Annotated in this window: 27 protein-coding genes; 16 read left to right on the plus strand and 11 right to left on the minus strand. The window is 56.9% G+C overall.

Translation table 11 applies throughout. The features are described from left to right. Positions 1-42 precede the first annotated feature (42 nt). Positions 43-585 carry a TetR family transcriptional regulator gene (locus tag ABLV75_RS10380; RefSeq protein ID WP_004100562.1) on the plus strand — a complete coding sequence of 181 codons (543 nt, stop codon included), beginning with the start codon at positions 43-45 and terminating at the stop codon, positions 583-585. 158 nt (positions 586-743) lie between these two features. Here the strand turns inward: ABLV75_RS10380 and ABLV75_RS10385 are convergent, their stop codons facing one another. Beyond that, entirely contained in the window at positions 744-2,429 is a 1,686-nt protein-coding gene (locus tag ABLV75_RS10385) for an aspartate:alanine antiporter (RefSeq protein ID WP_004100564.1), read from the minus strand. A gap of 267 nt (positions 2,430-2,696) precedes the next feature. Here ABLV75_RS10385 and ybjM point away from each other — a divergent pair, with 267 nt between their 5' ends. Then, positions 2,697-3,080, plus strand: a complete 384-nt coding sequence (ybjM, locus tag ABLV75_RS10390; protein WP_004100565.1) for an inner membrane protein YbjM — start codon at positions 2,697-2,699, stop codon at positions 3,078-3,080. 6 nt (positions 3,081-3,086) lie between these two features. Here ybjM and ABLV75_RS10395 read toward each other — a convergent pair whose 3' ends face one another. Beyond that, entirely contained in the window at positions 3,087-3,350 is a 264-nt protein-coding gene (locus tag ABLV75_RS10395; RefSeq protein WP_004100567.1) for a GrxA family glutaredoxin, read from the minus strand. Between the two features lie 203 nt (positions 3,351-3,553). Between ABLV75_RS10395 and ABLV75_RS10400 the strand changes: the two genes are divergently transcribed. The 12 genes from ABLV75_RS10400 (at position 3,554) to ABLV75_RS10455 (ending at position 14,624) form a co-directional block, all read left to right on the plus strand. Beyond that, positions 3,554-3,844: a YbjC family protein gene (locus ABLV75_RS10400; RefSeq protein WP_004100569.1), complete on the plus strand. Its 291-nt coding sequence runs from the start codon at positions 3,554-3,556 to the stop codon at positions 3,842-3,844. Then, the gene (nfsA, locus tag ABLV75_RS10405) at positions 3,828-4,550 is read left to right on the plus strand and encodes a nitroreductase NfsA (protein ID WP_004100571.1); all 723 of its coding nucleotides are present in this window, start codon (positions 3,828-3,830) and stop codon (positions 4,548-4,550) included. Before ABLV75_RS10400 ends, nfsA begins: the two co-directional genes overlap by 17 nt. Before the next feature lie 116 nt (positions 4,551-4,666). Then, entirely contained in the window at positions 4,667-5,569 is a 903-nt protein-coding gene (rimK, locus tag ABLV75_RS10410) for a 30S ribosomal protein S6--L-glutamate ligase (protein WP_004100575.1), read from the plus strand. Between the two features lie 89 nt (positions 5,570-5,658). Beyond that, on the plus strand, positions 5,659-6,138 hold the full coding sequence (locus tag ABLV75_RS10415; protein WP_004100577.1) for a YbjN domain-containing protein: 480 nt from the start codon (positions 5,659-5,661) through the stop codon (positions 6,136-6,138). A gap of 348 nt (positions 6,139-6,486) precedes the next feature. Continuing rightward, positions 6,487-7,599, plus strand: a complete 1,113-nt coding sequence (gene potF, locus ABLV75_RS10420) for a spermidine/putrescine ABC transporter substrate-binding protein PotF (RefSeq protein WP_016808083.1) — start codon at positions 6,487-6,489, stop codon at positions 7,597-7,599. 102 nt (positions 7,600-7,701) lie between these two features. After that, the gene (gene potG / locus ABLV75_RS10425) at positions 7,702-8,835 is read left to right on the plus strand and encodes a putrescine ABC transporter ATP-binding subunit PotG (RefSeq protein ID WP_004134592.1); all 1,134 of its coding nucleotides are present in this window, start codon (positions 7,702-7,704) and stop codon (positions 8,833-8,835) included. A 10-nt stretch (positions 8,836-8,845) separates the two neighbouring features. Then, the gene (gene potH / locus ABLV75_RS10430; protein WP_004100583.1) at positions 8,846-9,799 is read left to right on the plus strand and encodes a putrescine ABC transporter permease PotH; all 954 of its coding nucleotides are present in this window, start codon (positions 8,846-8,848) and stop codon (positions 9,797-9,799) included. After that, on the plus strand, positions 9,796-10,641 hold the full coding sequence (gene potI / locus ABLV75_RS10435; RefSeq protein WP_142447798.1) for a putrescine ABC transporter permease PotI: 846 nt from the start codon (positions 9,796-9,798) through the stop codon (positions 10,639-10,641). The genes potH and potI overlap by 4 nt, the downstream gene beginning before the upstream one ends. Positions 10,642-10,698: 57 nt before the next feature. Continuing rightward, positions 10,699-11,187 (plus strand): YbjO family protein, encoded by a 489-nt coding sequence (locus tag ABLV75_RS10440; protein WP_302732702.1) that lies wholly within the window; start codon positions 10,699-10,701, stop codon positions 11,185-11,187. Between the two features lie 42 nt (positions 11,188-11,229). Then, positions 11,230-12,360 carry a 23S rRNA (uracil(747)-C(5))-methyltransferase RlmC gene (gene rlmC / locus ABLV75_RS10445; protein WP_302732700.1) on the plus strand — a complete coding sequence of 377 codons (1,131 nt, stop codon included), beginning with the start codon at positions 11,230-11,232 and terminating at the stop codon, positions 12,358-12,360. A 78-nt stretch (positions 12,361-12,438) separates the two neighbouring features. Further along, a complete protein-coding gene (locus ABLV75_RS10450) occupies positions 12,439-13,155 on the plus strand; it encodes a response regulator transcription factor (protein ID WP_004100592.1) in 717 nt (238 codons plus the stop codon). After that, positions 13,152-14,624 (plus strand): ATP-binding protein, encoded by a 1,473-nt coding sequence (locus tag ABLV75_RS10455; RefSeq protein ID WP_004100593.1) that lies wholly within the window; start codon positions 13,152-13,154, stop codon positions 14,622-14,624. Before ABLV75_RS10450 ends, ABLV75_RS10455 begins: the two co-directional genes overlap by 4 nt. Positions 14,625-14,841: 217 nt before the next feature. Here the strand turns inward: ABLV75_RS10455 and artJ are convergent, their stop codons facing one another. The 6 genes from artJ to ABLV75_RS10485 form a co-directional block, all read right to left on the minus strand. Then, a complete protein-coding gene (artJ, locus tag ABLV75_RS10460; RefSeq protein ID WP_004100595.1) occupies positions 14,842-15,573 on the minus strand; it encodes an arginine ABC transporter substrate-binding protein ArtJ in 732 nt (243 codons plus the stop codon). 172 nt (positions 15,574-15,745) lie between these two features. Then, positions 15,746-16,414: an arginine ABC transporter permease ArtM gene (artM, locus tag ABLV75_RS10465; RefSeq protein WP_004100597.1), complete on the minus strand. Its 669-nt coding sequence runs from the start codon at positions 16,412-16,414 to the stop codon at positions 15,746-15,748. Further along, on the minus strand, positions 16,414-17,130 hold the full coding sequence (gene artQ / locus ABLV75_RS10470; protein WP_004100599.1) for an arginine ABC transporter permease ArtQ: 717 nt from the start codon (positions 17,128-17,130) through the stop codon (positions 16,414-16,416). Before artQ ends, artM begins: the two co-directional genes overlap by 1 nt. A gap of 6 nt (positions 17,131-17,136) precedes the next feature. Further along, positions 17,137-17,868: an arginine ABC transporter substrate-binding protein ArtI gene (artI, locus tag ABLV75_RS10475; protein ID WP_004100601.1), complete on the minus strand. Its 732-nt coding sequence runs from the start codon at positions 17,866-17,868 to the stop codon at positions 17,137-17,139. Between the two features lie 19 nt (positions 17,869-17,887). After that, positions 17,888-18,616 carry an arginine ABC transporter ATP-binding protein ArtP gene (gene artP / locus ABLV75_RS10480; protein ID WP_004100602.1) on the minus strand — a complete coding sequence of 243 codons (729 nt, stop codon included), beginning with the start codon at positions 18,614-18,616 and terminating at the stop codon, positions 17,888-17,890. 324 nt (positions 18,617-18,940) lie between these two features. Next, positions 18,941-19,456 carry a lipoprotein gene (locus ABLV75_RS10485; protein WP_004100604.1) on the minus strand — a complete coding sequence of 172 codons (516 nt, stop codon included), beginning with the start codon at positions 19,454-19,456 and terminating at the stop codon, positions 18,941-18,943. Positions 19,457-19,573: 117 nt separating this feature from the next. On the opposite strand from ABLV75_RS10485, the gene ABLV75_RS10490 reads away from it, so the two are divergent. Together ABLV75_RS10490 and ABLV75_RS10495 are read left to right on the plus strand one after the other, a co-directional pair. After that, positions 19,574-19,897 carry a heavy metal-binding domain-containing protein gene (locus ABLV75_RS10490; protein ID WP_004100606.1) on the plus strand — a complete coding sequence of 108 codons (324 nt, stop codon included), beginning with the start codon at positions 19,574-19,576 and terminating at the stop codon, positions 19,895-19,897. Next, positions 19,894-20,724, plus strand: coding sequence for an N-acetylmuramoyl-L-alanine amidase (locus tag ABLV75_RS10495; RefSeq protein WP_016808078.1), 831 nt, complete (start codon positions 19,894-19,896; stop codon positions 20,722-20,724). The genes ABLV75_RS10490 and ABLV75_RS10495 overlap by 4 nt, the downstream gene beginning before the upstream one ends. On the opposite strand, the gene ABLV75_RS10500 is transcribed toward ABLV75_RS10495, so the two are convergent. From ABLV75_RS10500 to ltaE, 3 genes are all read right to left on the minus strand, one after another. Next, positions 20,721-21,734 carry an NAD(P)-dependent oxidoreductase gene (locus tag ABLV75_RS10500; protein WP_004100611.1) on the minus strand — a complete coding sequence of 338 codons (1,014 nt, stop codon included), beginning with the start codon at positions 21,732-21,734 and terminating at the stop codon, positions 20,721-20,723. The genes ABLV75_RS10495 and ABLV75_RS10500 overlap by 4 nt on opposite strands. A 96-nt stretch (positions 21,735-21,830) precedes the next feature. Next, complete coding sequence (locus tag ABLV75_RS10505; protein WP_024273964.1) at positions 21,831-23,264, minus strand: DUF2867 domain-containing protein; 1,434 nt, start codon at positions 23,262-23,264, stop codon at positions 21,831-21,833. A gap of 10 nt (positions 23,265-23,274) precedes the next feature. Beyond that, positions 23,275-24,276, minus strand: coding sequence for a low-specificity L-threonine aldolase (gene ltaE / locus ABLV75_RS10510; RefSeq protein ID WP_004111844.1), 1,002 nt, complete (start codon positions 24,274-24,276; stop codon positions 23,275-23,277). Positions 24,277-24,305 lie beyond the last annotated feature (29 nt).

The raw sequence follows: 24,305 nt of genomic DNA on the forward strand, positions 1-24,305 counted from the left end.
GCTAAGGGATTAAGCGCCTATTTAAATGAGAGAGGAACACTGATGGCCCGTCGACCAAACGACCCGCAGCGTCGGGAGCGGATTTTGCAGGCGACGCTGGACACGATCGCGATACACGGCATCCACGCGGTCACGCATCGGAAAATCGCCACCTGTGCGGGCGTACCTTTGGGCTCGCTGACCTACTATTTCAGCGGTATCGAGGCGCTGGTCGAAGAAGCGTTCAGCCTGTTTACCGGCCAGATGTCGGCGCAGTATCAGCTGTTTTTTGCCGATGTGCATAGCCGCGAAGAGGCCTGTGACGCGATTGCCGAGCTGATATTCAGCGCCCAGGTGACCACCGCACGCAATATGGAGCTGATGTATCAGCTGTATGCTTTTTGCAGCAGCCAGCCGAATTTAAAAGCAGTCATGCAAAACTGGATGCTGCGCAGCCAGCAGACTCTGGAACAGTGGTTTGAACCAGCAACGGCCCGCGGGCTTGACGCCTTTATCGAGGGTATGACGCTGCACTTCGTGACCGACAGAGCGCCGCTATCCAGAGAAGCAATTCGACTGATGGTGGGAAGGCTGGCGGGAGAGTGAGCGGGGCGCAGAAAACAAAAAACCCATCAACCTTGAACCTAAGTGGCGGGGTTGATGGGCTCCACAAAATGGGGACATCAAAGAAAAGCAGTGGCACTACTTATGACTGATGCCAGCAAAAAAAGTTCTGCGTATGCGCGTTTTTTTTCTTAAAAAATTCACTGTAGTCCCGGCCAGATGATGACAATCAGCGTACCTGCCAGGGTTAACAATACGTTAGCGATGGCGTAGGTCCCCGCGTATCCCAGCGCCGGGATATTGCTGCGGGCAGTATCGCTGATAATTTCCATCGCCGGCGCGCAGGTACGGGCGCCCATCATGGCGCCGAAGAGCATCGCGCGGTTCATGCGCAGGATGTACGCGCCGAACAGGAAGCAGATAACCACCGGTACCAGGCTGACGATCAGGCCCGCCGCCAGCATCTGACCGCCGACGGCGCCGAGGCCGTTGTTAATCCCGGCGCCCGCGCTGAGCCCCACGCCGGCCATAAATACCATCAGGCCGAACTCTTTCACCATATTCAGCGCGCCCTGAGGGATGTAGCCGAACGTCGGATGGTTGGCGCGCAGGAAGCCGAGCATAATGCCCGCAAACAGCAGACCGGCGGCGTTACCGATGCCGAAGCTGAACGAACTGAACTGGAAGGTGATCATGCCGATCATCAGGCCAACGATAAAGAAGGCGCAGAAGGCGAGCAGGTCGGTCACCTGGCTGTGAATGGAGATGAAGCCGATACGATCGGCGACGGTTTTAACGCGACGCGCGTCGCCGCTGACCTGCAGCACATCGCCCTTGTTGAGCACCACGTTATCGTCGATAGGCATTTCGATCTGGCTGCGAATGACGCGGTTTAAGAAGCAGCCGTGGTCGGTCAGCTTCAGCTGCGCCAGGCGACGGCCGACGGCATTGTGGTTTTTGACCACGATCTCTTCGGTGACGATGCGCATATCGAGCAGATCGCGGTCGAAGACCTCTTTGCCGTTACGGAAGCTTGGGTCGAGGCGGGCATGGGCATCCGGGTAACCCACCAGGGCGATATCATCACCCATCTGCAGCACCGCATCGCCGTCCGGGTTCGCGAGAATGCCGTTGCGGCGGATGCGCTCAATGTAGCAGCCGGTCTGGCGGTAAATACCCAGCTCGCGCAGATTTTTACCATCAGCCCACGCCACCAGCTCCGGACCGACGCGGTAGGCGCGGATCACCGGCAAATAGACCTTACGCCGGGAGTCGGTATCGAGACCGCGCTCGCGGGCGATTTGCTGGGCGCTGGTCTGCAAATCCTGATGCTGCAGCTTCGGCATATAGCGGGCGCCGACGATCAGGCTGACCAGGCCAATCAGATAGGTCAGCGCATAGCCGAGGCTCAGATGATCGAGCGAAAGGGCGAGCTGATCGCTGGGCATGCCGAAGTGGCGAAGCGTATCCCCGGCGCCGACCAGCACGGGAGTGGACGTCATCGCGCCGGCGAGCATCCCGGCCGTCAGGCCGATATCCCAGCCGAAGAGCTTACCCAGCCCCATGGCGATCAGCATTGCGCTGCCGACCATCACCAGCGCGAGCATCAGGTAATTTTTCCCATCGCGAAAAAAAATAGAAAAAAAGTTGGGGCCCGCTTCTACGCCGACGCAAAAAATAAACAGCATAAAGCCGAGATTGAGGGCGTCAGTGTTAATACTGAAATGCTGCTGCCCTAATAATAGGGAAACCACTAAAACGCCAATGGAATTACCAAGTTGTACCGACCCGAGACGCAGTTTCCCGAGGCAGAGTCCCAGTGCAAGTACAACGAACAATAACAGGATGTAATTCCCGTTTAACAAATCTGCGACGTTTATATTCACGAAAGCCAACTTCTCATTTACTAGTAAGTTGTTGAAGGAAATGGTTATTTGGTCTAAGGTTGGTCCAGTGTTCGCGTTGTCCCGAACGCTATTCTGGCATCCCGTTATAACCAGCAAAATATAGTCGATAGTTTAATCTTTCCTGGGGGCTGCGGCTAGCAACAATCGTTATTACCTTGACGGGATCTTTTATTGGCATGGATTGCCAGAATCTTTATCTGACTGGGCGAAGTGGAAGTTGGTTAGAGGCAAAATCAGGAGGATGTCGTGAAATCTGAGCGTGCTTGGGCCGGTATTATCTGTGGGTTCTTTCTATTTATCGTGGTTTGCTTATCGCTGCTGTTACATATGAAAGGCGCCTTTCGGGCTACCGGTAACCCTGAGCTCGGGCTGCTGTTCTTTTTGCTACCCGGTGCGGCGGCAAGCTGCCTCTCCCCGGGTCAGCGGGTGCTGCGTCCGCTTATCGGCGCTATGCTGGCTGCGCCTATTTGTCTGGTCGTCATGCGGTTATTCTTCGTCACTCAACGATCTTTCTGGCAGGAACTGGCGTGGCTATTTAGCGCGGTGTTCTGGTGCGCGCTGGGCGCGCTGTGCTTTTTATTTATTTGCGCCTGGCTTGATACCAGACGCAAGCCCTCGTCAGAGGAGTGAGTCGTCTCAGGCAAACAGACCGAGATTCTCTTTCGCCCAGGCTTCAAAGTCGGTGCAGCCGCCAATGTGCTTCTGATCGACAAAAATCTGCGGTACGGTTTCAACCGGTTTACCCACGGTTTTCTCCAGATCGGCTTTGCTGATGCCTTCAGCGTGGATATCAATGTAGCGATAGTTAAAATCATCGCGCTCGTTGCTCAGTTTTTCCGCCAGTTCTTTGGCGCGAACGCAATATGGGCAACCTGGACGACCAAAAATTACCGTAAACATACTCTCTCTCCTTAAACCTCAGCCGGATGGCGAATGGGGCGTATCATGCCGCGTTATGGCGACGGGGAAAAGAAGGTTCTGCCTTTTGCTTTGATGGCTTAAGGCTATGTTTGTTAAATATTCTGCTGATGAAACCGCTATACTCCCTCTGATACGCGACTTTTTTACCCGGTTGCGTGATTGCTTTGGACCGGAGGAGCGTTATGCGATCGCCCGCAGCATTACCCAAAAGCGTTCTGGTAGTTGAGTTTATCGGCATGGTGCTGTTGACCCTGGCCTGGCTCTCGCTTAATCAGTACGTCAGCCTGCCTGCGCCGTTTTCCAGCCCGACCGCGGCGCTGCTGATGATCTTCGCGGGGATCCTGCTGATGCTTCCGGCCGCCGTGGCGTTAATCTGGCGTGTGGCGAAAGTTGTTGCCCCGCAGTTGACGCAAACGAAAAATTCCCCTTCATCATTGCCTGACAGAGAAAAACGAGATGACGCCGACCATTGAGCTGCTGCGTAGCCACCGTTCTATTCGCCATTTTACCGACGCGCCGATCAGCGAAGAACAGCGCGCCGCAATTATCGCCAGCGCGCAGGGAGCCTCCAGCTCCAGTTTTTTACAATGTACCTCAATTATTCGCGTTACCGACCCGGAAATACGTCAACAGCTGGTGCCGCTGAGCGGCGGACAGCAGCACGTGGCGCAGGCTGCGGAATTCTGGGTATTCTGCCCTGATTTTAACCGCAATCTGCAAATCTGCCCGGACGCTCAGCTGGGTCTCGCCGAACAGCTCCTGCTGGGCTGCGTTGACACCGCGATTATGGCGCAGAATGCGCTGGTGGCGGCGGAATCTCTTGGCCTGGGAGGCGTCTATATTGGCGGGCTGCGTAACAATATTGATGCGGTGACCCAGCTGCTGAAGCTCCCACAGCACGTAATGCCGCTGTTTGGCCTGTGCCTTGGCTGGCCTGACGATAATCCGGAAGTGAAACCGCGCATGCCGTCGGCGATGCTGGTTCATGAAAATCACTATCAGCCGCTGGATGAGACGGTCCTTGCTGAATATGACGAGCTGTTGGCGCACTATTATCTCTCTCGCGGCAGCAACACGCGTCGCGATACCTGGAGCGACCATATCCGCCGGACTATCGTCAAAGAAAGCCGGCCATTTATTCTGGAATATCTGCATAAGCAGGGATGGGCTACGCGCTGATTGCGTGTAAACTGCACCCGGTCTGACGCAAGGAAATTCCGCAGGTCAGCGCTAATTTAAAACGTTGTTTGCTACTCAGAGGCCCGCCAGAGCGGGTCTTTTCGCAGAGGTGCAGGGTGAAAATTGCCATATTATCCCGGGATGGAACGCTTTATTCATGTCGACGCCTGCGCGAAGCCGCGCAAAAACGCGGTCATCAGGTGGAAATCCTCGATCCGCTTTCCTGCTATATGAACGTCAGCCCGGTGGCCTCGTCAATTCACTATAAAGGCCGCCAGCTCCCGCATTTTGACGCCGTGATCCCGCGTATCGGCACGGCGATCACCTACTACGGCACCGCGGCGCTGCGTCAGTTTGAGCTGCTCGGCAGCTACCCGCTGAATGAATCGGTAGCCATCACGCGCGCCCGCGACAAGCTGCGTTCGCTCCAGCTGCTGGCGCGCCAGGGCATCGACCTGCCGCTCACCGGTATTGCCCACTCGCCGGACGACACCAGCGATCTGATCGCCATGGTTGGCGGCGCGCCGCTGGTGGTCAAGCTGGTGGAGGGGACGCAGGGGATCGGCGTTGTGCTGGCCGAAACGCGCCAGGCGGCAGAGAGCGTTATTGACGCTTTTCGCGGCCTGAATGCGCATATTCTGGTTCAGGAGTATATCGCCGAGGCGAAAGGCCGGGACGTGCGCTGCCTCGTGGTGGGTAATGAAGTGGTCGCGGCGATTGAGCGGCGGGCCAAGGAGGGCGATTTTCGCTCCAACCTGCATCGCGGCGGCGTAGCCTCGGTGGCGCTTATCAGCGAGCAGGAGCGTGAAATGGCCATTAAGGCGGCGCAAACGCTCGGGCTGGACGTGGCGGGCGTGGATATACTGCGCGCCACGCGCGGACCGCTGGTGATGGAAGTGAACGCTTCTCCGGGGCTGGAGGGGGTTGAAACCACCACCGGCGTCGATATTGCCGGCAAGATGATCGCCTGGATTGAACGACAAGCGACGCCCGGATTTTGTCTGAAAATGGGGGGATAGCTGCCTTTCGCGACACCGTCATGGAATACGGCGCTTTTTTTGCGTAAGCTATGGCGTCGCATTTTTCACAGTAAGAGGTCACAGGTCATATGGATTCACTGGTCGTTCCGGGTCTTGATACGTTACGTCAATGGCTCGACGAATTGGGCATCAGCTTTTTTGAGTGTGATTCCTGCCAGGCACTGCACCTGCCGCATATGCAAAATTTCGAAGGCATTTTTGATGCCAAACTTGACCTGGTTGATAACGTGGTGCTTTTCTCCGCGCTGGCTGAGGTGAAACCCTCCGCGCTCCTGCCGCTTTCCGCCGATCTTTCTGCGATTAACGCCAGCTCGTTGACGGTGAAAGCTTTCCTCGATATTCAGGATGATAATCTGCCGAAACTGGTGGTTTGCCAGGCGTTGACCGTCGGCGTCGGCGTGACGATCGATCAGTTTGCATGGTTTTTCCGCCAGAGCGAAGAACAGATATCGATGGTCATCCTTGAAGCCAGTGCTAACCAGGTGCTGTATAAGTCTGAGGAAGAAGAGCCGATAGCTGAGAATATTCAGTACCATTTTCTTCACTGAGGCTGGCGAAAAATAGCGCAGTCACTGCCATGGTGGCTGCGTATTACCCGCGATTATTCTGTTGTTAACCTTTCTGTAAAGAATTTTTCACCGCCATTCCGCCGTTTTCGGCTTATCACATAGACCCTTATTGCATAAAAAATTGATAAAAGCCGTTTTTTCTCCTGGGCTATAGCCTCTTATTCTGGCTACAGTTATTCTGACGCTGCTTCCAGTTGCGGGCAACCATTCCGGGAGAGGTCCTCTCTCCTTTTCTTAGGCATTGAAAAAATATGCATGATTATTGCATGCGAACAAGTGCGTATATTCAGCCCGCTTGTTAACGGGCATTGAGAAGGAATAAGAGATATGACCGCCTTTGGTAAAAAATGGTTAACAGGTCTGGTTACGGGTGCGCTGATGGCCGTCTCTGCCGGTTCGCTCGCAGCCGAACAAAAAACCCTGCATGTATATAACTGGTCTGATTATATTGCTCCGGATACGGTGGCGAATTTTGAAAAAGAGACCGGTATTAAAGTGGTGTATGACGTTTTTGACTCCAATGAAGTGCTGGAGGGTAAGCTTATGGCGGGCAGCACCGGATTTGACCTGGTGGTGCCGTCGGCCAGCTTCCTCGAGCGCCAGCTGGCGGCAGGGGTGTTCCAGCCGCTGGATAAGAGCAAGCTCCCCAACTGGAAAAATCTCGATCCGGAAGTGCTGAAACTGGTCGCGAAGCACGACCCGGACAATAAATACGCGATTCCCTACCTGTGGGCGACAACCGGCATAGGCTATAACATCGATAAAGTGAAAGCCGTGCTGGGCAAAGATGCGCCGCTGGACAGCTGGGATCTGGTGATGAAACCGGAAAATCTGGAGAAACTGAAAAGCTGCGGCGTCTCCTTCCTTGATGCCCCGGAAGAGATTTTCGCCACCGTGCTGAACTACCTCGGCAAAGATCCTAATAGCACCAAAGCCGATGACTACACTGGCCCGGCAACCGACCTGCTGCTGAAGCTGCGTCCGAATATTCGCTACTTCCACTCTTCGCAGTACATCAACGACCTGGCGAACGGCGATATCTGCGTCGCGATCGGCTGGGCGGGCGACGTATGGCAGGCGGCTAACCGGGCGAAAGAAGCGAAGAACGGGGTCAACGTTTCCTACTTTATCCCGAAAGAGGGCGCGCTGGCGTTCTTTGACGTCTTCGCTATGCCGGCAGATGCGAAAAACAAAGAAGAGGCTTATCAATTCCTGAACTATCTGATGCGTCCGGACGTTATCGCGCATATTAGCGATCATGTCTATTACGCTAACGGCAACAAAGCATCTACGCCGCTGGTCAGCGAAGCGATCCGCAGCAATCCGGCCATCTACCCGCCGGCTGACGTTTTCGCCAAGCTGTTCACCCTGAAAGTCCAGGATCCGAAAATCGATCGCGTGCGTACTCGCGCATGGACGAAGGTGAAAAGCGGTAAGTAATTCTCCGTGAGTTGTAGGCCGGATCAGCGTCGCGCTGCCGGCAACAGGCGCACCGTTATGGTGCGCCTGCACCATGATTTGATTTCTGCCGGAGAACACCCCGTGAATGATGTAATTCCTCGCCCGCAGGCGAAAACCCCCAAAGCGCTGACCCCGCTGCTCGAAATCCGTAATTTAACGAAGTCCTTCGATGGCCAGCACGCCGTCGATGATGTCAATCTCACCATTTATAAAGGCGAAATTTTTGCCCTGCTGGGCGCATCCGGCTGCGGCAAGTCAACCCTGCTGCGCATGCTGGCGGGATTCGAACAGCCTACCGCCGGGCAGATTGTCCTGGATGGCGTCGATCTGGCGCGGGTTCCGCCGTATCAGCGGCCGATTAACATGATGTTTCAGTCCTATGCGCTCTTTCCCCATATGACGGTGGAGCAGAACATCGCCTTTGGCCTCAAGCAGGACAAATTGCCTAAGGCTGAAATCACCAGTCGGGTGCAGGAGATGCTGGCGCTGGTGCATATGCAGGAGTTCGCAAAGCGTAAACCGCATCAGCTCTCCGGCGGTCAGCGTCAACGCGTGGCGCTGGCCCGCAGCCTGGCGAAAAGACCGAAACTGCTGCTGCTTGACGAGCCGATGGGCGCGCTGGATAAGAAGCTGCGCGACAGGATGCAGCTTGAAGTGGTCGATATTCTTGAGCGCGTCGGCGTCACCTGCGTGATGGTGACCCACGATCAGGAAGAGGCGATGACCATGGCGGGGCGTATCGCCATTATGAACCGCGGCAAGTTCGTACAGATCGGCGAGCCGGAGGAAATTTACGAGCACCCAACTACCCGCTACAGCGCGGAGTTTATCGGCTCGGTTAACGTCTTTGAAGGGCTGGTAAAAGAGCGCCAGGAAGATGGCCTGGTGCTGGATTCCCCGGGCCTGACGCATCCGCTGAAGGTCGATCCCGATGCCTCCGTCGTCGATAACGTCCCGGTGTGGGTGGCTCTGCGCCCGGAAAAAATTATGCTCTGCGAGGACCCACCGGCGGATGGCTATAACTTCGCGGTAGGTGAGGTTATCTATATTGCCTATCTCGGTGACCTGTCTATCTACCATGTGCGCCTGAAAAGCGGGCAGATGCTCAGCGCTCAGCTGCAGAACGAGCACCGTTACCGCAAAGGTGCGCCAACCTGGGGCGATGAAGTCCGTTTATGCTGGGACGCCGATAGCTGCGTCGTGCTGACGGTGTGAGGAGAGGGCAATGAGTACATTAGAACCCCCGTCAGGCGTAAACAAACCGGGCGGTTTCGCGCTGTGGCTGGCGCGGCTGCAGATGGCCCACGGGCGCAAGCTGGTGATTGCGCTGCCTTACATATGGCTGATCCTGCTGTTCCTGCTGCCATTTCTGATCGTCTTTAAAATCAGCCTGGCGGAGATGGCGCGGGCGATCCCGCCCTACACCGATCTGCTGGAGTGGGCCGACGGCCAGCTAACGTTAACGCTGAATCTCGGTAATTTCCTGCAGCTTACCGACGATCCTCTCTATTTTGAGGCGTATCTGCAGTCGCTCCAGGTGGCAGGGATCTCGACGTTCTGCTGTCTGCTGCTGGGTTATCCGCTGGCGTGGGCGGTGGCGCACAGTAAGCCATCGACCCGGAATATCCTGCTGCTGCTGGTCATTCTGCCGTCATGGACGTCGTTTCTGATCCGCGTCTATGCCTGGATGGGGCTGCTGAAAAGCAACGGCGTGCTGAACAACTTCCTGCTGTGGCTGGGGGTTATCGACCAGCCTCTGGAGATCCTGCACACCAACCTGGCGGTCTATATCGGTATTGTTTACGCCTATCTGCCGTTTATGGTGCTACCGATTTATACCGCCCTCACGCGCATCGATTACTCGCTGGTTGAGGCGTCGCTGGATCTGGGTGCCCGGCCGCTGAAGACCTTCTTCCAGGTGATCGTCCCGCTCACCAAAGGCGGCATTATTGCCGGGTCGATGCTGGTGTTTATTCCGGCGGTAGGGGAGTTCGTTATCCCGGAACTGCTGGGCGGCCCGGACAGTATTATGATTGGCCGCGTGCTGTGGCAGGAGTTCTTTAACAACCGCGACTGGCCGGTGGCCTCGGCGGTAGCGATAGTGATGCTGCTGTTGCTGATCGTACCGATCATGTGGTTCCACAAGCATCAGCAAAAACAGGTGGGGGAACACGGATGAATAATTTACCGGTAGTCCGTTCGCCGTGGCGAATCGTCATTTTGCTGCTTGGCTTTACCTTTCTGTATGCGCCGATGCTGATGCTGGTAATTTACTCGTTCAACAGCTCAAAGCTGGTGACGGTATGGGCCGGGTGGTCGACGCGCTGGTATCGCGAGCTGTTTTATGACGATGCGATGATGAGCGCGATAGGCTTAAGCCTGACCATTGCCGCCTGCGCCGCGACGGCGGCGGCGATCCTCGGTACCATTGCCGCAGTGGTGATGGTGCGTTTTGGCCGCTTCCGCGGTTCAAACGGCTTTGCTTTTATGATCACCGCGCCGCTGGTGATGCCCGATGTGATTACCGGCCTGTCGCTGCTGCTGCTGTTTGTCGCGCTGGGGCATTCAATTGGCTGGCCGTCGGATCGCGGCATGCTGACCATCTGGCTGGCGCACGTGACCTTCTGTACCGCGTACGTCGCGGTGGTCATTTCATCGCGCCTGCGTGAGCTGGACCACTCTATTGAAGAGGCGGCGATGGATCTGGGCGCCGCGCCGCTGAAGGTCTTTTTCGTCATTACGCTGCCGATGATTATGCCGGCGGTGGTCTCCGGTTGGCTGCTGGCCTTTACGTTGTCGCTCGACGACCTGGTTATTGCCAGCTTTGTTTCCGGGCCGGGGGCGACGACGCTGCCGATGCTGGTCTTCTCCAGCGTGCGCATGGGGGTTAACCCGGAGATTAATGCCCTGGCAACGTTAATCCTCGGCGTGGTCGGCATTGTTGGTTTTATCGCCTGGTATTTGATGGCCCGCGCGGAAAAGCAGCGGGTGCGCGATATCCAGCGTGCAAGAAGCGGCTGAACCACCTAAAATCTGCAATAGAGTTAACATCGGCGCCGCATTTGTGGCGCCGTTTTCATGGAAGACTTTACGTTGGGATTGTTTACTAAAACGCGTTCGTCTCATGCTCGTCTTAACGTTCCTGCGCTGGTGCAGGTGGCGGCCTTCGCCATTATTTTAATCCGCGGCCTGGATTTGCTGATGATCCTCAACCAGCTTGGCGTTCAGGGAATCGCGGATTTTGTCCATCGCAGCGTGCAGACGTGGGCGCTCACCCTGGTGTTTTTCTCAAGTCTGGTGCTGGTATTTATTGAAATCTGGTGCGCGTTTTCGCTGGTAAAAGGGCGCAACTGGGCGCGTTGGCTGTTCCTGTTGACGCAGATTATCGTGATTGGCTACCTGTGGGCCGCTTCATTGGGCTACGGTTATCCTGAGCTGTTTAGCATTGCCGGTGAATCGAAGCGCGAAATATTTCGTTCTCTGGTGCTGCAAAAGCTGCCGGATCTACTGGTGCTGGCCATGCTGTTTGTTCCGGCCCCGTGCCGACGCTTTTTCCGTTTACAGTAACGGTGATACAATCCCCGCCCCTGTTTTTTTGAAGGTCTTGTTATGCACTGCGCACTCTATGACGCGGGCCGCTGTCGCTCCTGCCAGTGGCTGGAACTGCCGGTATCGCAACAGCTCGCCGATAAAATGGCCGATTTGCGCACGCTTCTCGCCGATGCGCCCGTCGCTGACTGGTGCGCGCCGGTTTGCGGCCCGGAAAGCGGGTTTCGCAACAAAGCGAAAATGGTGGTCAGCGGTAGCGTAGAGCGCCCGCTGCTCGGAATGCTGCACCGTGATGGCGCCCCGGAAGACCTCACCGATTGCCCGCTCTATCCGCCAGGCTTCGCCCCCGTCTTCGCTGCGCTCAAGCCGTTTATCGCCCGCGCCGGACTCACGCCCTATAACGTTGCCCGCAGGCGCGGAGAGCTGAAGTACATTCTGCTGACCGAAAGCCGGCTCGACGGCGGGATGATGCTGCGCTTTGTCCTGCGTTCGGAGACCAAGCTTGCCCAGCTGCGCGCCGCGCTGCCGGAGCTTCAGGCGCTGCTGCCGCAGCTGCAGGTGATTACCGCCAATATTCAGCCGGTGCATATGGCCATCATGGAAGGAGAGCGGGAAATTTTCCTCACCGACCAGCAGGCGCTGGCGGAAAATTTCAACGGCGTGCCGCTGTGGATCCGCCCGCAAAGCTTCTTTCAGACCAACCCTGTGGTAGCCAGCCGTCTGTATGCCACCGCTCGCGACTGGGTGCGCCAGCTGCCGGTCAACCATATGTGGGATCTCTTCTGCGGGGTGGGCGGTTTTGGTCTGCACAGCGCAACGCCTGAGATGCGCCTGACCGGGATTGAAATTGCCCCGGAGGCGATCGCCTGCGCGAAGCAGTCGGCGGCAGAGCTCGGGCTGAATAATCTGCATTTTCAGGCGCTCGATTCCACGCAGTTTGCGACCGGCGAAGGCGATATTCCCGATCTGGTGCTGGTGAATCCGCCGCGTCGGGGTATCGGCGATGGACTGTGCGACTATTTAAACCGTATGGCGCCGGATTTTATTATCTACTCCAGCTGCAACGCCCGCACGATGGCGAAAGATATCGCCCGGTTGAATGGCTACCGCATCGCGCGCGTCCAGCTATTCGATATGTTCCCGCATACCGCCCACTATGAGGTGTTGACCCTGCTGGTTCGCGAAGTATAAACAAAATGTGAACTCTTCAGCCGGCAAAGATCGGGTAAGCTTGGCTTATCAGAACGTAAGAATAGCGGAGTGCTGCCGGTGGCAAAAAAAATTCTGTTGGTTGAAGATGATGAAGATATCGCTGCGCTGCTGCGCCTGAATCTGCTCGATGAGGGATATCAGATTGTTCACGTAGCGGACGGGGCGCAGGCCCTGCGGCAGCTGGAAAAAGATCTCTGGGATGCGGTGATCCTCGACCTGATGCTGCCGGGCGTTGACGGTCTGGAAATTTGTCGGCGTATTCGACAGCAAACCCGCTATTTGCCGGTGATTATTATCAGCGCCCGCGCCAGCGAAACCCAGCGGGTGCAGGGCCTTGAAATGGGGGCGGATGATTATCTGGCCAAACCCTTTTCGATTCTCGAACTGACCGCCCGGGTCAAAGCGGTGTTTCGTCGCCAGGAGGCGATGGGGCAAAATTTGTTAATGGATGCCGGGCGTATCAATAGCCACGGCTTGAGCATCGATCCTCTATCCCGCGATGTTAAGCTGCGCGGCGAGATGGTGGATCTCACCCCGCGCGAGTTCGATCTTTTATACTATTTTGCTCGTCACCCCGGGGAGGTCTTTTCCCGTCTTGAGCTGCTCGATCGGGTGTGGGGCTATCAGCACGACGGCTATGAGCATACGGTCAATACCCATATCAACCGTCTGCGCACCAAAATTGAGCGTGACCCGGCGGAGCCGGACATCATTTTGACCGTCTGGGGTAAAGGCTATAAATTTGCCGTGGAGCGCAAAGAGGCGCAGCCATGATCCGCCGTCTCAGCCTCAGCCAGCGCCTGGCGCTGGTGTTTACCTCGTTACTGCTGCTTTGCGCCTTAGCCGTTTGCCTGATCCAGCTCTACAGCAGCGCGCAGTACGGCAACGTGATGGTCCAGCGTCTTTCCGCCGGGCTGGCGCAGCAAATCGCCGCTCGCGAGCCGCTGCTGGACGCTCAGGGGCAGGTTGACCGCCGGATGCTGAAACCGCTTTTCGACCGGCTGATGACCTTCAACCCCAGCGTGGAACTGTATCTGCTTTCGCCCGACGGCGAGCTGCTGGCCGACGCCGCGCCGCCTGGTCATATCAAACGCCAGCGCATCGATCTGGCGCCGGTGCAAACGTTCCTTTCCGGCGGCGCGTGGCCGGTATACGGCGACGATCCGCGCAGCCTTGATAAACAAAAAGTATTTAGCGTGGCGCCGCTGCGCCAGGACGGTCAGCTACGCGGCTATCTCTATATCATTCTGCAGGGCGAAACCTTTAATGAACTGGCGGCAAGCGCCTGGCTGAAAACACTGTCCAGCCTGCTGCTGTGGACTCTGCTGCTGGTGGCCGCTCTCGGCCTGCTGGCGGGACTGCTCGCCTGGCGGTGGGTCACGCGCCCGGTGCGTCAGCTCACCGCGCTGGTGGCTACGAATGAGCAGGACAGCATCCATGCGATTAAGGCGCTGGCGGCGCAAACCCCGGAGGCGAATCCGGGAAACGAAGTCGCCGTACTGCATAACCGCTTTATTGAACTGGCCCGCCAGATTGCCGGGCAGTGGGATCGTCTGGCCGATAGCGACCGTCAGCGGCGAGAGTTCGTTGCCAATATCTCCCATGATTTACGCACGCCGCTCACCTCCTTGCTGGGATATCTGGAAACGTTAAGCCTGAAGGCCGATCGCCTGACGATGGAAGAGAACAAGCAGTATTTGAATATCGCGCTGCGCCAGGGCAATAAAGTGCGCCATCTTTCTCAGCAGCTGTTTGAGCTGGCCCGCCTGGAGCACGGTGGGATTAAGCCGCAGCCGGAAACGTTCGTGCTGGCCGAGCTGGTGCAGGATGTGGCGCAAAAATTCGATCTGCCCGTCGCGACGCGCAATATCGGTTTGCAGCTGGAGCTGGCTGCCGGATTACCGCCGGTCACCGCCGATCTCTCAATGATTGAACGGGTGTTGACCAATTTGCTCGATAACGCCATTCGTCATACGCCGGAGGGGGGGGTTATTCGCCTGGCGGCTCGGCGGGCAGGGCCAGAGATTATCGTCGAGGTGGCCGATAGCGGGCCTGGCATCGCCGGCGAGCTGCGGGCAACCTTGTTTGAACGACCTTCGGTGCTGGAACCTGGCGCGCAAAGCGCATCGAGAGGAGGGTTGGGATTAATGATTGTCCGGCGGATGCTGCAGCTGCACGGCGGCGATATTCGCCTGCTTGAAGCGCCGGCAGGAGCCTGTTTCCAGTTTACCCTGCCGGTTTAAGGTGGCGGATTGGTTGCTCGGGATATAGGTTTAGCGCTGTCTGCTCAACGGTAGCCCGGAGAAGGCGTTTACGCTGTAATCCGAGGAATGCGCCGGGATGGAGACTTTGGCGCGGCTTCTTCCCGGGCTGCGCTGCGCTAGCCCGGGCTACGGGGCCACGGCTGTCTGCGGGCCGGTAGCCCGGACAGGCGCATCAAGCGCCGCCTCCGGGAAATGCTTACTCCGGGAACCACTGCTTGCTGATTTTCTCGTAGGTGCCGTCGGCTTTAATCGCCTTCAGCGCGGCGTTCAGTTTTTCCAGCAGCGCTTTGTTATCCGGGCGTACCGCAATGCCGAGGCCGGTACCGAAGTACTGCGCGTCGGTGACCTTCGGCGTTGCCGCGCCCAGCTGCGGGTTGGTTTTCAGCCACTCGTTGACCACGGCGGTATCGCCAAACACCCCATCAATACGGCCATTTTTCAGGTCGATGAACGCATTCTGGTAGCTATCGTAAGCCACGGTTTTCACTTCCGGATGTTTATCCTGGAGGTATTTCTGGTGCGTGGTGCCGTTTTCCATCCCGATGCGCTTGCCTTTCAGATCGGCGAAAGAGTGGAAAGCATCTTTCTTCGAGATTACCAGCGCGGAGTTAGCGTAGTACGGGTCGGTAAACGCCACCTGCTTGCTGCGCTCCGGGGTAATGTCCATGCCGGAGATGACCGCATCATATTTCTTGAATTTGAGCGCCGGGATCAGGCTGTCGAAGGCATGGTTGGTAAAAGTACACTCGGCCTGCATCTGTTTGCACAGCGCGTTGGCCAGGTCGATGTCGAAACCGGCGATTTGGTTATTGGCGTCCATCGATTCAAACGGTGGGTAAGTTGCAGAAACGCCAAAGCTGATTTTTTCTGCGGCAGCGGCGCCAAAGGCGAAAGAACTAAGCAGTGCGGCCAGAACTAACTTTTTCATCGTGGAACTCCCGTCGGTCAATCTTATGTTGTTGTGCCGTGTCTGCGGCTGGCAGTAACAATGCCACTAAATGAATTTATATTCAATAAATATGGATATTTATTTTGGTTTGAATAAAAAAAGACGGGTAATTCAGTGAACTACCCGTCTTGATTTGGCTGGATATGCGTTTTTAATTGCGTCGCTCAAAGGCCAGCGCTTTATGTTCCACCAGACGCATCAGTAGCGTCAGCAGGCCATTGACCACCAGATAAACGATGCCTGCGGCGCCGAACACCATTACATCATAGGTGCGTCCATAGAGCAGCTGGCTGTGGCCCATTACTTCCATCAGGGTAATGGTGTAGGCCAGGGACGTGCTCTTAAACACCAGCACCACTTCATTGGAGTAGGAGGAGAGGGCGCGTTTAAAAGCGTACGGCAGCAGGATCGCCAGCGTATCCTTCTTACTCATCCCCAGCGCGCCGCAGGATTGCCACTGGCCGTCCGGAATGGCGCGGATTGCGCCATAGAACAGCTGGGTGGTATAAGCGGCGCTGTTAAGAGAAAGGGCAATCAGCGCGCAGAGCCAGGGCTCGGAAATCAGATGCCAGAGCAGCGGATACTCCTGCAGCGACGGAAACTGGCCCGGGCCGTAGTAAATCAGGAAGATCTGCACCAGCAGCGGCGTGCCGGTAAACAGCGTGATATAGCCGCGCACGACCCACACCAGCCCCGGGGTTTTTAACGTCAGGATGATGGTGAAGATTAGCGACAAAATCAGCGCCACGACGATCGAGGCCGCGGTCAGCGTCAGGCTGGTATGCAGCCCTTTTAGCAGTTCGGGTAAGTAATCAAGCATCAGCCTGGTCTCCGTTCGAAGCGCGTCGCTCGCTGATCAATACGTTTCAGAATGTACTGACTCAACAGGGTGATGACCAGATAGATTGCTGCCGCGATGATATACCAGTTAAACGGCTCCTGGGTTCGGGTAGCGATACTTTTGGTTTGCAGCATCAGATCGTTGACGCTAATGAGGCTCACCAGTGCGGTATCCTTCAGCAGCACCAGCCACTGGTTGCCGAGGCCCGGCAGCGCGTGGCGCCACATCTGCGGCATCACCAGGCGGAAGAAAATAGCGGCTTTTGATAATCCCAGCGCCTGACCGGATTCCCATTGCCCCTGCGGAACGGCTTTAAGCGCCCCGCGCAGCGTTTGCGATGCGTAAGCGGCATACAGCAGAGAAAGCGCGATAGCCCCACACAGGAACGGGCTGACGTCAAAATTTTCAATCTGCATCTGTACCGGGATCTGCACAATGCCGAGATTAATAGTAAAGCCGTCAGAAAGGGTCAGCAGCAGCTGAGAGGAACCAAAATAGATAAACAGAACTACCAGGATTTCCGGTAGTCCGCGCAAAAGGGTGACAATGCCGGTTGCGAGCCAGGCGACCGGACGCAGCTTCACCGACTCGAGGACGGCAAACAGCATCGCCAGCACCAGACCGATGATCAGGGCGCAAACGGCAAGGCCGACGGTCATCCCGGCGGCGCTTGCTAATGGAAAAAATTCGTTCATTCAGCGTTACTTCTGGAACCATTTGTTATAGATAGACTGGTAAGTCCCATCGCTCTTCACTTTTTCCAGCGCAGCGTTAAATTTCTGCTGCAGCTCGGTATTGCCCTGGCGCAGCGCAATGCCGAGACCGGTGCCGAAGTAGTCTTTATCGGTAACTTTGTCGCCGACTGCTCCCAGCTTCGGATTGCTCTTCAGCCATTCTGTCACCACTGCGGTATCGCCAAACACGGCGTCAATACGGCCGTTCTGCAGGTCCAGCTTCGCATTCTGGTAGCTGTCGTAAGGAACGGTAGTGATTTCCGGATGTTTGTCGGTGATGAATTTCTGGTGAGTGGTGCCGTTCTGCACGCCGACTTTTTTGCCTTTCAGCTGATCGATGCTGGCGAATTTACCCTGCTGGCCGACAAACAGCGCAGAGTTTTCATAGTACGGGGTCGTGAACAGCACCTGCTTTTCACGCTCAGGGGTGATATCCATCCCGGCCATTACCGCGTCGAAACGGCGGAACTTCAGGCTGGGAATCAGGCTGTCGAAAGCCTGATTGGTAAAGGTGCAGGTCGCATCAATCTCTTTACACAGCGCGTTCGCCAGATCGACGTCAAAGCCGACAATTTTGTTATTAGCGTCGATCGATTCAAACGGAGGGTAAGAGGCCTCGGTGGCGAAACGAATGGTCTGGGCAGCGGTAGCGGAGAGGCTCATGCCCGCAAGAAGAGCGGCAATCAGTACTTTTTTCATCGTCATTTCCCCGAAAACATCAATGTGAAAGATAGTTTTTAAACGCGTCGGTCTGCGGATGCGCGAAGCAGCCGGCATCACCTTGTTCAACGATATGGCCGTTTTCCATATACACCACGCGGCTTGCCGTTTTACGCGCCACTTCCACTTCGTGGGTGACGATGACCTGCGTAATGCCGGTTTCAGCCAGTTCGCGGATAATACTGACGATCTGGGCGGTGATTTCTGGATCGAGCGCCGCCGTAGGTTCATCAAACAGCAGAACCTGCGGTTCCATCATCAGGGCGCGGGCAATGGCGACACGCTGCTGCTGGCCGCCGGAAAGATGCAGCGGGTAGCGATCGCTATAGGGTTTCAGGCGCAGACGTTCGAGCAGCTTTTCTGCGCGCGCTAAAGCCTGATCTTTGCTTAAACCGAGCACGCGGCAAGGCGCTTCAATCAGGTTTTGCTGCACGGTCAGATGCGGCCACAGATTGTACTGTTGGAACACCATACCGACGTTCTGGCGCAGCTCGCGGATAGCTTTGTCAGAAGGCGCTTTGGTAAAGTCGAAATGGTTCCCGGCGATGTTCAGCGTGCCGGAACGCGGCATCTCCAGCAGGTTAAGAACGCGCAGCAGCGAGCTTTTTCCGGCACCGCTTGGGCCGAGCAGCACCAGCGTTTCCCCCTGCGGGCAATCCAGCGTGATGTCGAACAGCGCCTGGTGCGCGCCGTAGAAGCAATTAATGCCGTTTAATTTAATGCTCATCTGGGCAGTCTGATACAAATAGCAATTGAGGCCGCAAATAGTACCTTTGGCAGAATAGTTATGCAATATTTATGCGTTAAAAGTTAAATGTAAACCACGTTTACATTTAAAGTTAGCACAAAATATGGCTTCGTGGAGGCGGGGGGAGTAAATGTCGGCAATACCAGAGTAATTACCGACATTTTACCGGGTTATACCCGTCATACTTCAGGCCGCAGAAGCGTTGGCTTTGTTACCCGGCTCAGCCATGAGCCTCGCCTCTACCGGCCCCCGGTCTGCGCCTTGAAGGAGACCGGGGATTCTTTGCCAGGTGCCAGCGGCCGGTTAGCGTTTTTCCAGACTTTGACGCAGGGTGCCTGCCGGCGCATGGCCGTTATTGCCGAGGTAGCGGACGTCATCTACCGCCCAGCACTGGCCTTCCTGAATCATCAGCACTTCATCCTTCCAGCTTTGGGTGCCCTGTTTTAGCTCCACGCGCAGCGGAATGTTGCGCGCATCGCGGTTGGGGATCGTGGAGGCGCTGGCGACCTCGGCGCTGTCGGCCGGGGTACTGCTGCTGGAGAACAGATTAGACTGCAGCAGGGCGTTGTTCGACGGATCCTGACGCGCGTCGTTCAGCAGTTTTGCCAGACCGTCGCTCAGGTACGGACGCAGCGCGGTTAAATCGCTATTGCGATTCTGCAGCTGGTAGTCATAAAACTTCTGCGCCACGTCATCCGGGCCGCCTTCGATGCAGGGGCCGCTACGGGTGCCGTTATCTTTGTAGGCAGGCGTGACGGTAGTACAGGCGCTGAGCGCCAGCGCGCAGGGGAGGACGAGTGCAAGAACTTTGTAGCGCATGATGATTTCCTTATGAGCTCACTACGTTAGAATATCTTTTCAAGCATAGTGTATCAGATAGGGATTGTGCTTGACCCTTAGAGCTAACGCATTGAACGCTAAAGAAGGAGTTTCATCATGCAATTTTCCACTACTCCGACCCTTGAAGGTCAGCCCATCATTGAATACTGCGGCGTCGTCACCGGGGAAGCGATTCTCGGCGCCAACGTATTCCGCGATTTTTTCGCCAGCATTCGCGATATCGTCGGCGGTCGTTCCGGCGCCTATGAAAAAGAGCTGCGCAAGGCCCGCGAAATTGCGTTTGAAGAGCTGAGCGAGCAGGCGAAGGCGCTGGGCGCCAATGCGGTGGTCGGGATTGATATTGACTACGAAACCGTGGGAAAAGACAGCAGTATGCTGATGGTCAGCGTCAGCGGCACCGCGGTGAAGACCCGCCGATGAAACGATGCCGGGCAGGCGTACTGCTGGCGCTGCTGCTGGCGGGCTGCGCCAGCGAAAAAGGTATTATCGATCGCGATGGCTATCAGCTGGATACGCGCCATCCGGCGCAGGCCGCTTATCCGCGCATCAAAGTGCTGGTGATCCACTATACCGCCGATGATTTCGACGTTTCCTTAGCGACGCTGACGGATAATCAGGTGAGCTCTCACTATCTGATCCCGGAGAAACCGCCGCTGCACGGAGGCAAACCGCGGATCTGGCAGCTGGTGCCGGAAGAGGATCTGGCCTGGCATGCGGGGGTCAGCTTCTGGCGCGGCAGCACGCGCATTAACGATACCTCGATTGGCATTGAGCTGGAGAATCGCGGCTGGCAAAAAACGGCGGGGGTGAAAAGCTTTACGCCGTTTAATCCGGCGCAGATTGACGCCCTGATCCCGTTGGCGAAGGACATCATCGCTCGCTATCAGATCCTGCCGCAGAACGTAGTCGCGCATGCCGACATTGCCCCGCAGCGCAAAGACGATCCGGGGCCGCTGTTCCCGTGGCACAGGCTGGCGGAGCAGGGGGTTGGCGCATGGCCGGATGCCCGGCGCGTGGCGTTTTATCTGCAGGGGCGTCCGTCATACGAGCCGGTAGACACTGCCGAGCTGCTGGACGTCCTGGCGCGCTACGGCTATCAGGTGACGCCGGAAATGACCCCAGCGCAGCAAAAGCGGGTGATTATGGCTTTCCAGATGCACTTCCGCCCCGCGCGCTGGGACGGCGTTGCCGATGCGCAAACGCTGGCGATTGCTGAAGCGCTGCTGGAAAAGTACGGGCGCGGTTAATAGTGCAGCTTGCCGTGGTCCTTCAACCACGCGGCGGTGCGGATAATCCCTTCATCCATGTTCACCACCGGCTGATAGCCCAGCTCCTGCTGAGCGCGAGAGATATCAAGGGTAAAATCGAAGTTCAGCTTGGAGACACCGTAGTGGGTAAAGGCGGGCTCTTTAGCTGACTTATTGCCAAAGCGCTCCATGCTGCGGGCGATAATATCCAGCATAGGATAGGGAACCGATCGGATGCGGCACTTAATCCCCAGCTCATCGATGAGTTTCAACACGATGCTGTGCAAGGTTTGCGGTTCGCCGTTAGTGATGTTGTACGCCCGGGCCGAGGGCAGAAGGTCGCACTGTGGCTGGCTGGCGAGCCACATCGCGTGCACCGCGTTTTCATAATAGGTCATGTCCACCAGCGCGCTGCCGCCGCGCGGTAACAGAACGCTGCCATAGTGCTGCATCATCTGCGCCAGACGCGGAATAAACACTTTATCATGCGGGCCAAACAGGCTTTGCGGACGCAGGATCGTGAAGCGGGTATTCGGGTTGGCTTGCGCCAGAAGATGGATCACGTCTTCGCTTGCCGCCTTGCTGCGGGCGAATTCGTTGGCGAAACGCTGCGGACGAAAATCTTCCTGAACATCGCGATGATGGTGGTAATCAAAATAGAGCGACGGTGAGGAGATATGTACGAAGTTGCGTACGCCCCAGGCAACCGCCCATTCGCCGAGGCGACGGGTTGCGCGGACGTTGGCTAAATCGAAAGCCTGCTGAGTGCCCCAGGGTGAAGTAAAGCTGGAACAGTGCCACAGGGTATCGATACCGGCGAGCATCACTTTGGCCTGCGAAGAGACCAGCTCGGTTAAGTCCGCAGGGACGAACTCTGCGCCCATTTTGCTCAGAAGCTTGCCCATCGCTTCGTTGCGCCCGGTCGCTCTGACGCTAATGCCCCTGTTACGCAGATATTCCACCGCGTTGCGGCCTAATCCGCTGGTCGCACCGGTAACCAGTACCTTCATATCGATCCACTGTTTAACAAAAGAATTTCGTGCGCATTTTTCCGTGATTCTGACTACGATGCAATGAGAATCATGAAAGAATTCTGTACCTATACTCTATTTGATGGTGATTTGCTCCGCCAGGTGCGCGATGCGTCGGGCCATACCGCGAAAAATAAACAGATGCGCCGGGATCATCAGCAACCAGTAGCAGAGTCCCGGCATACCATGCGGGTGCCACCAGGCGCGGACGTCCAGTTCGCGATGGTCGCCTTTATCGCACAGGGTAAAGCTCAGGCGGCCAAGGCCGGGCGCTTTCATGCCGAATAACAGCGTCAACTGCTTTTCCGGCTCGACGATAATCACCTTCCAGCTGTCCACCGCATCGCCGGTCTGCAGATATTCATTTTCCGGGCGACCTTTTGCCAGCCGGTGACCGACCAGCAGATCCATCGCTCCGCGAGTTTTCCACAGAGCGTTGCCGAAGAAATAGCCCTCTTTGCCGCCAATTTGGTTGACCACCTTCCACAGCGCAGCAAGGCTGGCGGAAGTGTTAACGGTGCAGCCCGCCTGTTTCGGGTAGTAACCGTACTCTGGGCGCCAGCGGGCAAAGGCCTGCGCATCGTAGCCCCAGTCGCTGGAGTTCACCAGCTGCTCCTCTTCCTTTAGCGTGCGGCGCACCGCTTCATCAAAAGCGATGAGAGGTTGCGGGATGAGCGCCCGCAGGGCGCGGTCGTCGGCGATCAGATCGTGCTTTAGCCCCTGAATTAGCGCCCTGGCCGTGGTTGATGGCACTGAAGTAATGATGTTGAGAAACCACACCGAAATCCAACGGGTCGGAAAAGGAATAGGGATCAACGGCCGACGTTTGCCGCTGACCGCCATAAAGCGGATAAACTGCTGCTGATAGCTCAAAATTTCCGGCCCGGCGGCTTCAAAAATGCGATGCTCTGCCGCAGGATGGTTCAGCAGCTGCAGCAGATAATAGAGTAAGTTATCCAGCGCAATCGGCGTGGTGCGCGAGCGTACCCAGCGCGGCGGCGTCAGTACCGGCAGGTTGTAAACCATATCGCGCATCACTTCGAACGCGGCGGAACCGGCGCCGACGATAATGCCGGCGCGAACTTCCGCTACCGGTACGCCCGATTCGCGCAGCAGATCGCCGGTGATCTGGCGGGCGCGCAGATGATCGGATTGCTCCTCTTCTGCAACCTGTAACGAACTGAGAAAAATGACTTCGTTCACCGGCGTCTTGCGCAGCGCGTCGCGGACGTTAAGGGCGACCTGCCGCTCGTGGCGGATAAAGTCGCCGCCTTCGCCCATCCCGTGTACCAGATAATAAACGGTGTCAACCTGCGCCAGCAGGGCGGGTAGCGCGTCAGGCTGGTTTAAATCGAGCGAATAGCACTCGACGCCGGGGAGATGCTGCTTCTTGAGTCTGTCGATCTGGCGTGCCGCCGCCAGCACGGTGAAGCCCTGCTCGCTGAGCCTTGTCACCAGATGCTGGCCGATATAACCGCTGGCGCCAAGCACCAGAATTCGCTGCGACACGCCGGACTCCTTAGCGATTTAAAAATGTCTGCCAGTGGCTAACCACCTCGGCAAGCTGCTGACGGTTCACGTCAATATGCGTCACCAGGCGCACGATGGGCGAGGCGTTGATCAGCACTCCGCGTTCGCGCAGATACTCGCCCAGGGCGGCGGCGCGCGCTTCACCGACGCGAACAAACAGCATATTGGTGTCATGACGCATCACTTCCGCGCCGGCGGCGCGCAGCTGTTCTGCCATCCATGCGGCGTTATCATGATCCTCTTTTAAACGCTCGACGTTGTTCTGCAAGGCATACAGGCCAGCAGCCGCCAGAATCCCGGCCTGACGCATCCCGCCGCCGACCATTTTCCGCCAGCGGATGGCGCGGCGAATATACGCTTCGCTCCCCACCAGCAGCGAGCCTACCGGCGCGCCGAGACCTTTAGACAGGCAGATGGTGAAAGAGTCGCAGTAGCGGGTGATCTCACGCAGCGCGCAGCCGTATTCCACGACGGCGTTAAAGATACGCGCCCCGTCCACGTGCAGCCCCAGGCCGCGCTGACGCGTAAACTCCCAGGCATCTTTAAGATATTCACGCGGCAGCACTTTGCCGTTGTGGGTGTTTTCCAGCGACAGTAGTCGGGTAGGGGCGAAATGGATATCGTCCGGTTTGATTTTGGCTGCGACTTTATCGAGCGGCAGGGAACCGTCAGCTGCGGCGTCGATAGGCTGCGGCTGGATACTGCCGAGCACCGCCGCGCCGCCGGCTTCGTAGAGATAATTATGCGCGCCCTGGCCGACAATATACTCTTCGCCGCGCTGGCAGTGGCTGAGCAGCGCGACCAGGTTGGCCTGAGTGCCGGTCGGCAAGAAGATAGCGGCCTCTTTGCCCGCCAGGTCGGCGGCAAAGCGCTGGAGTTCGTTAACGGTCGGGTCATCGCCATACACGTCATCCCCGACCGGGGCGGCCATCATCGCTTCCCGCATGGCGCGGCCCGGGCGGGTGACGGTATCACTGCGTAAATCTATCATGACATATCCTTATACACTTCATCCTTCGC

The organism is Klebsiella sp. CN_Kp066 (assembly GCF_040065135.1).
In the GTDB taxonomy this organism is placed as follows: domain Bacteria; phylum Pseudomonadota; class Gammaproteobacteria; order Enterobacterales; family Enterobacteriaceae; genus Klebsiella; species Klebsiella oxytoca.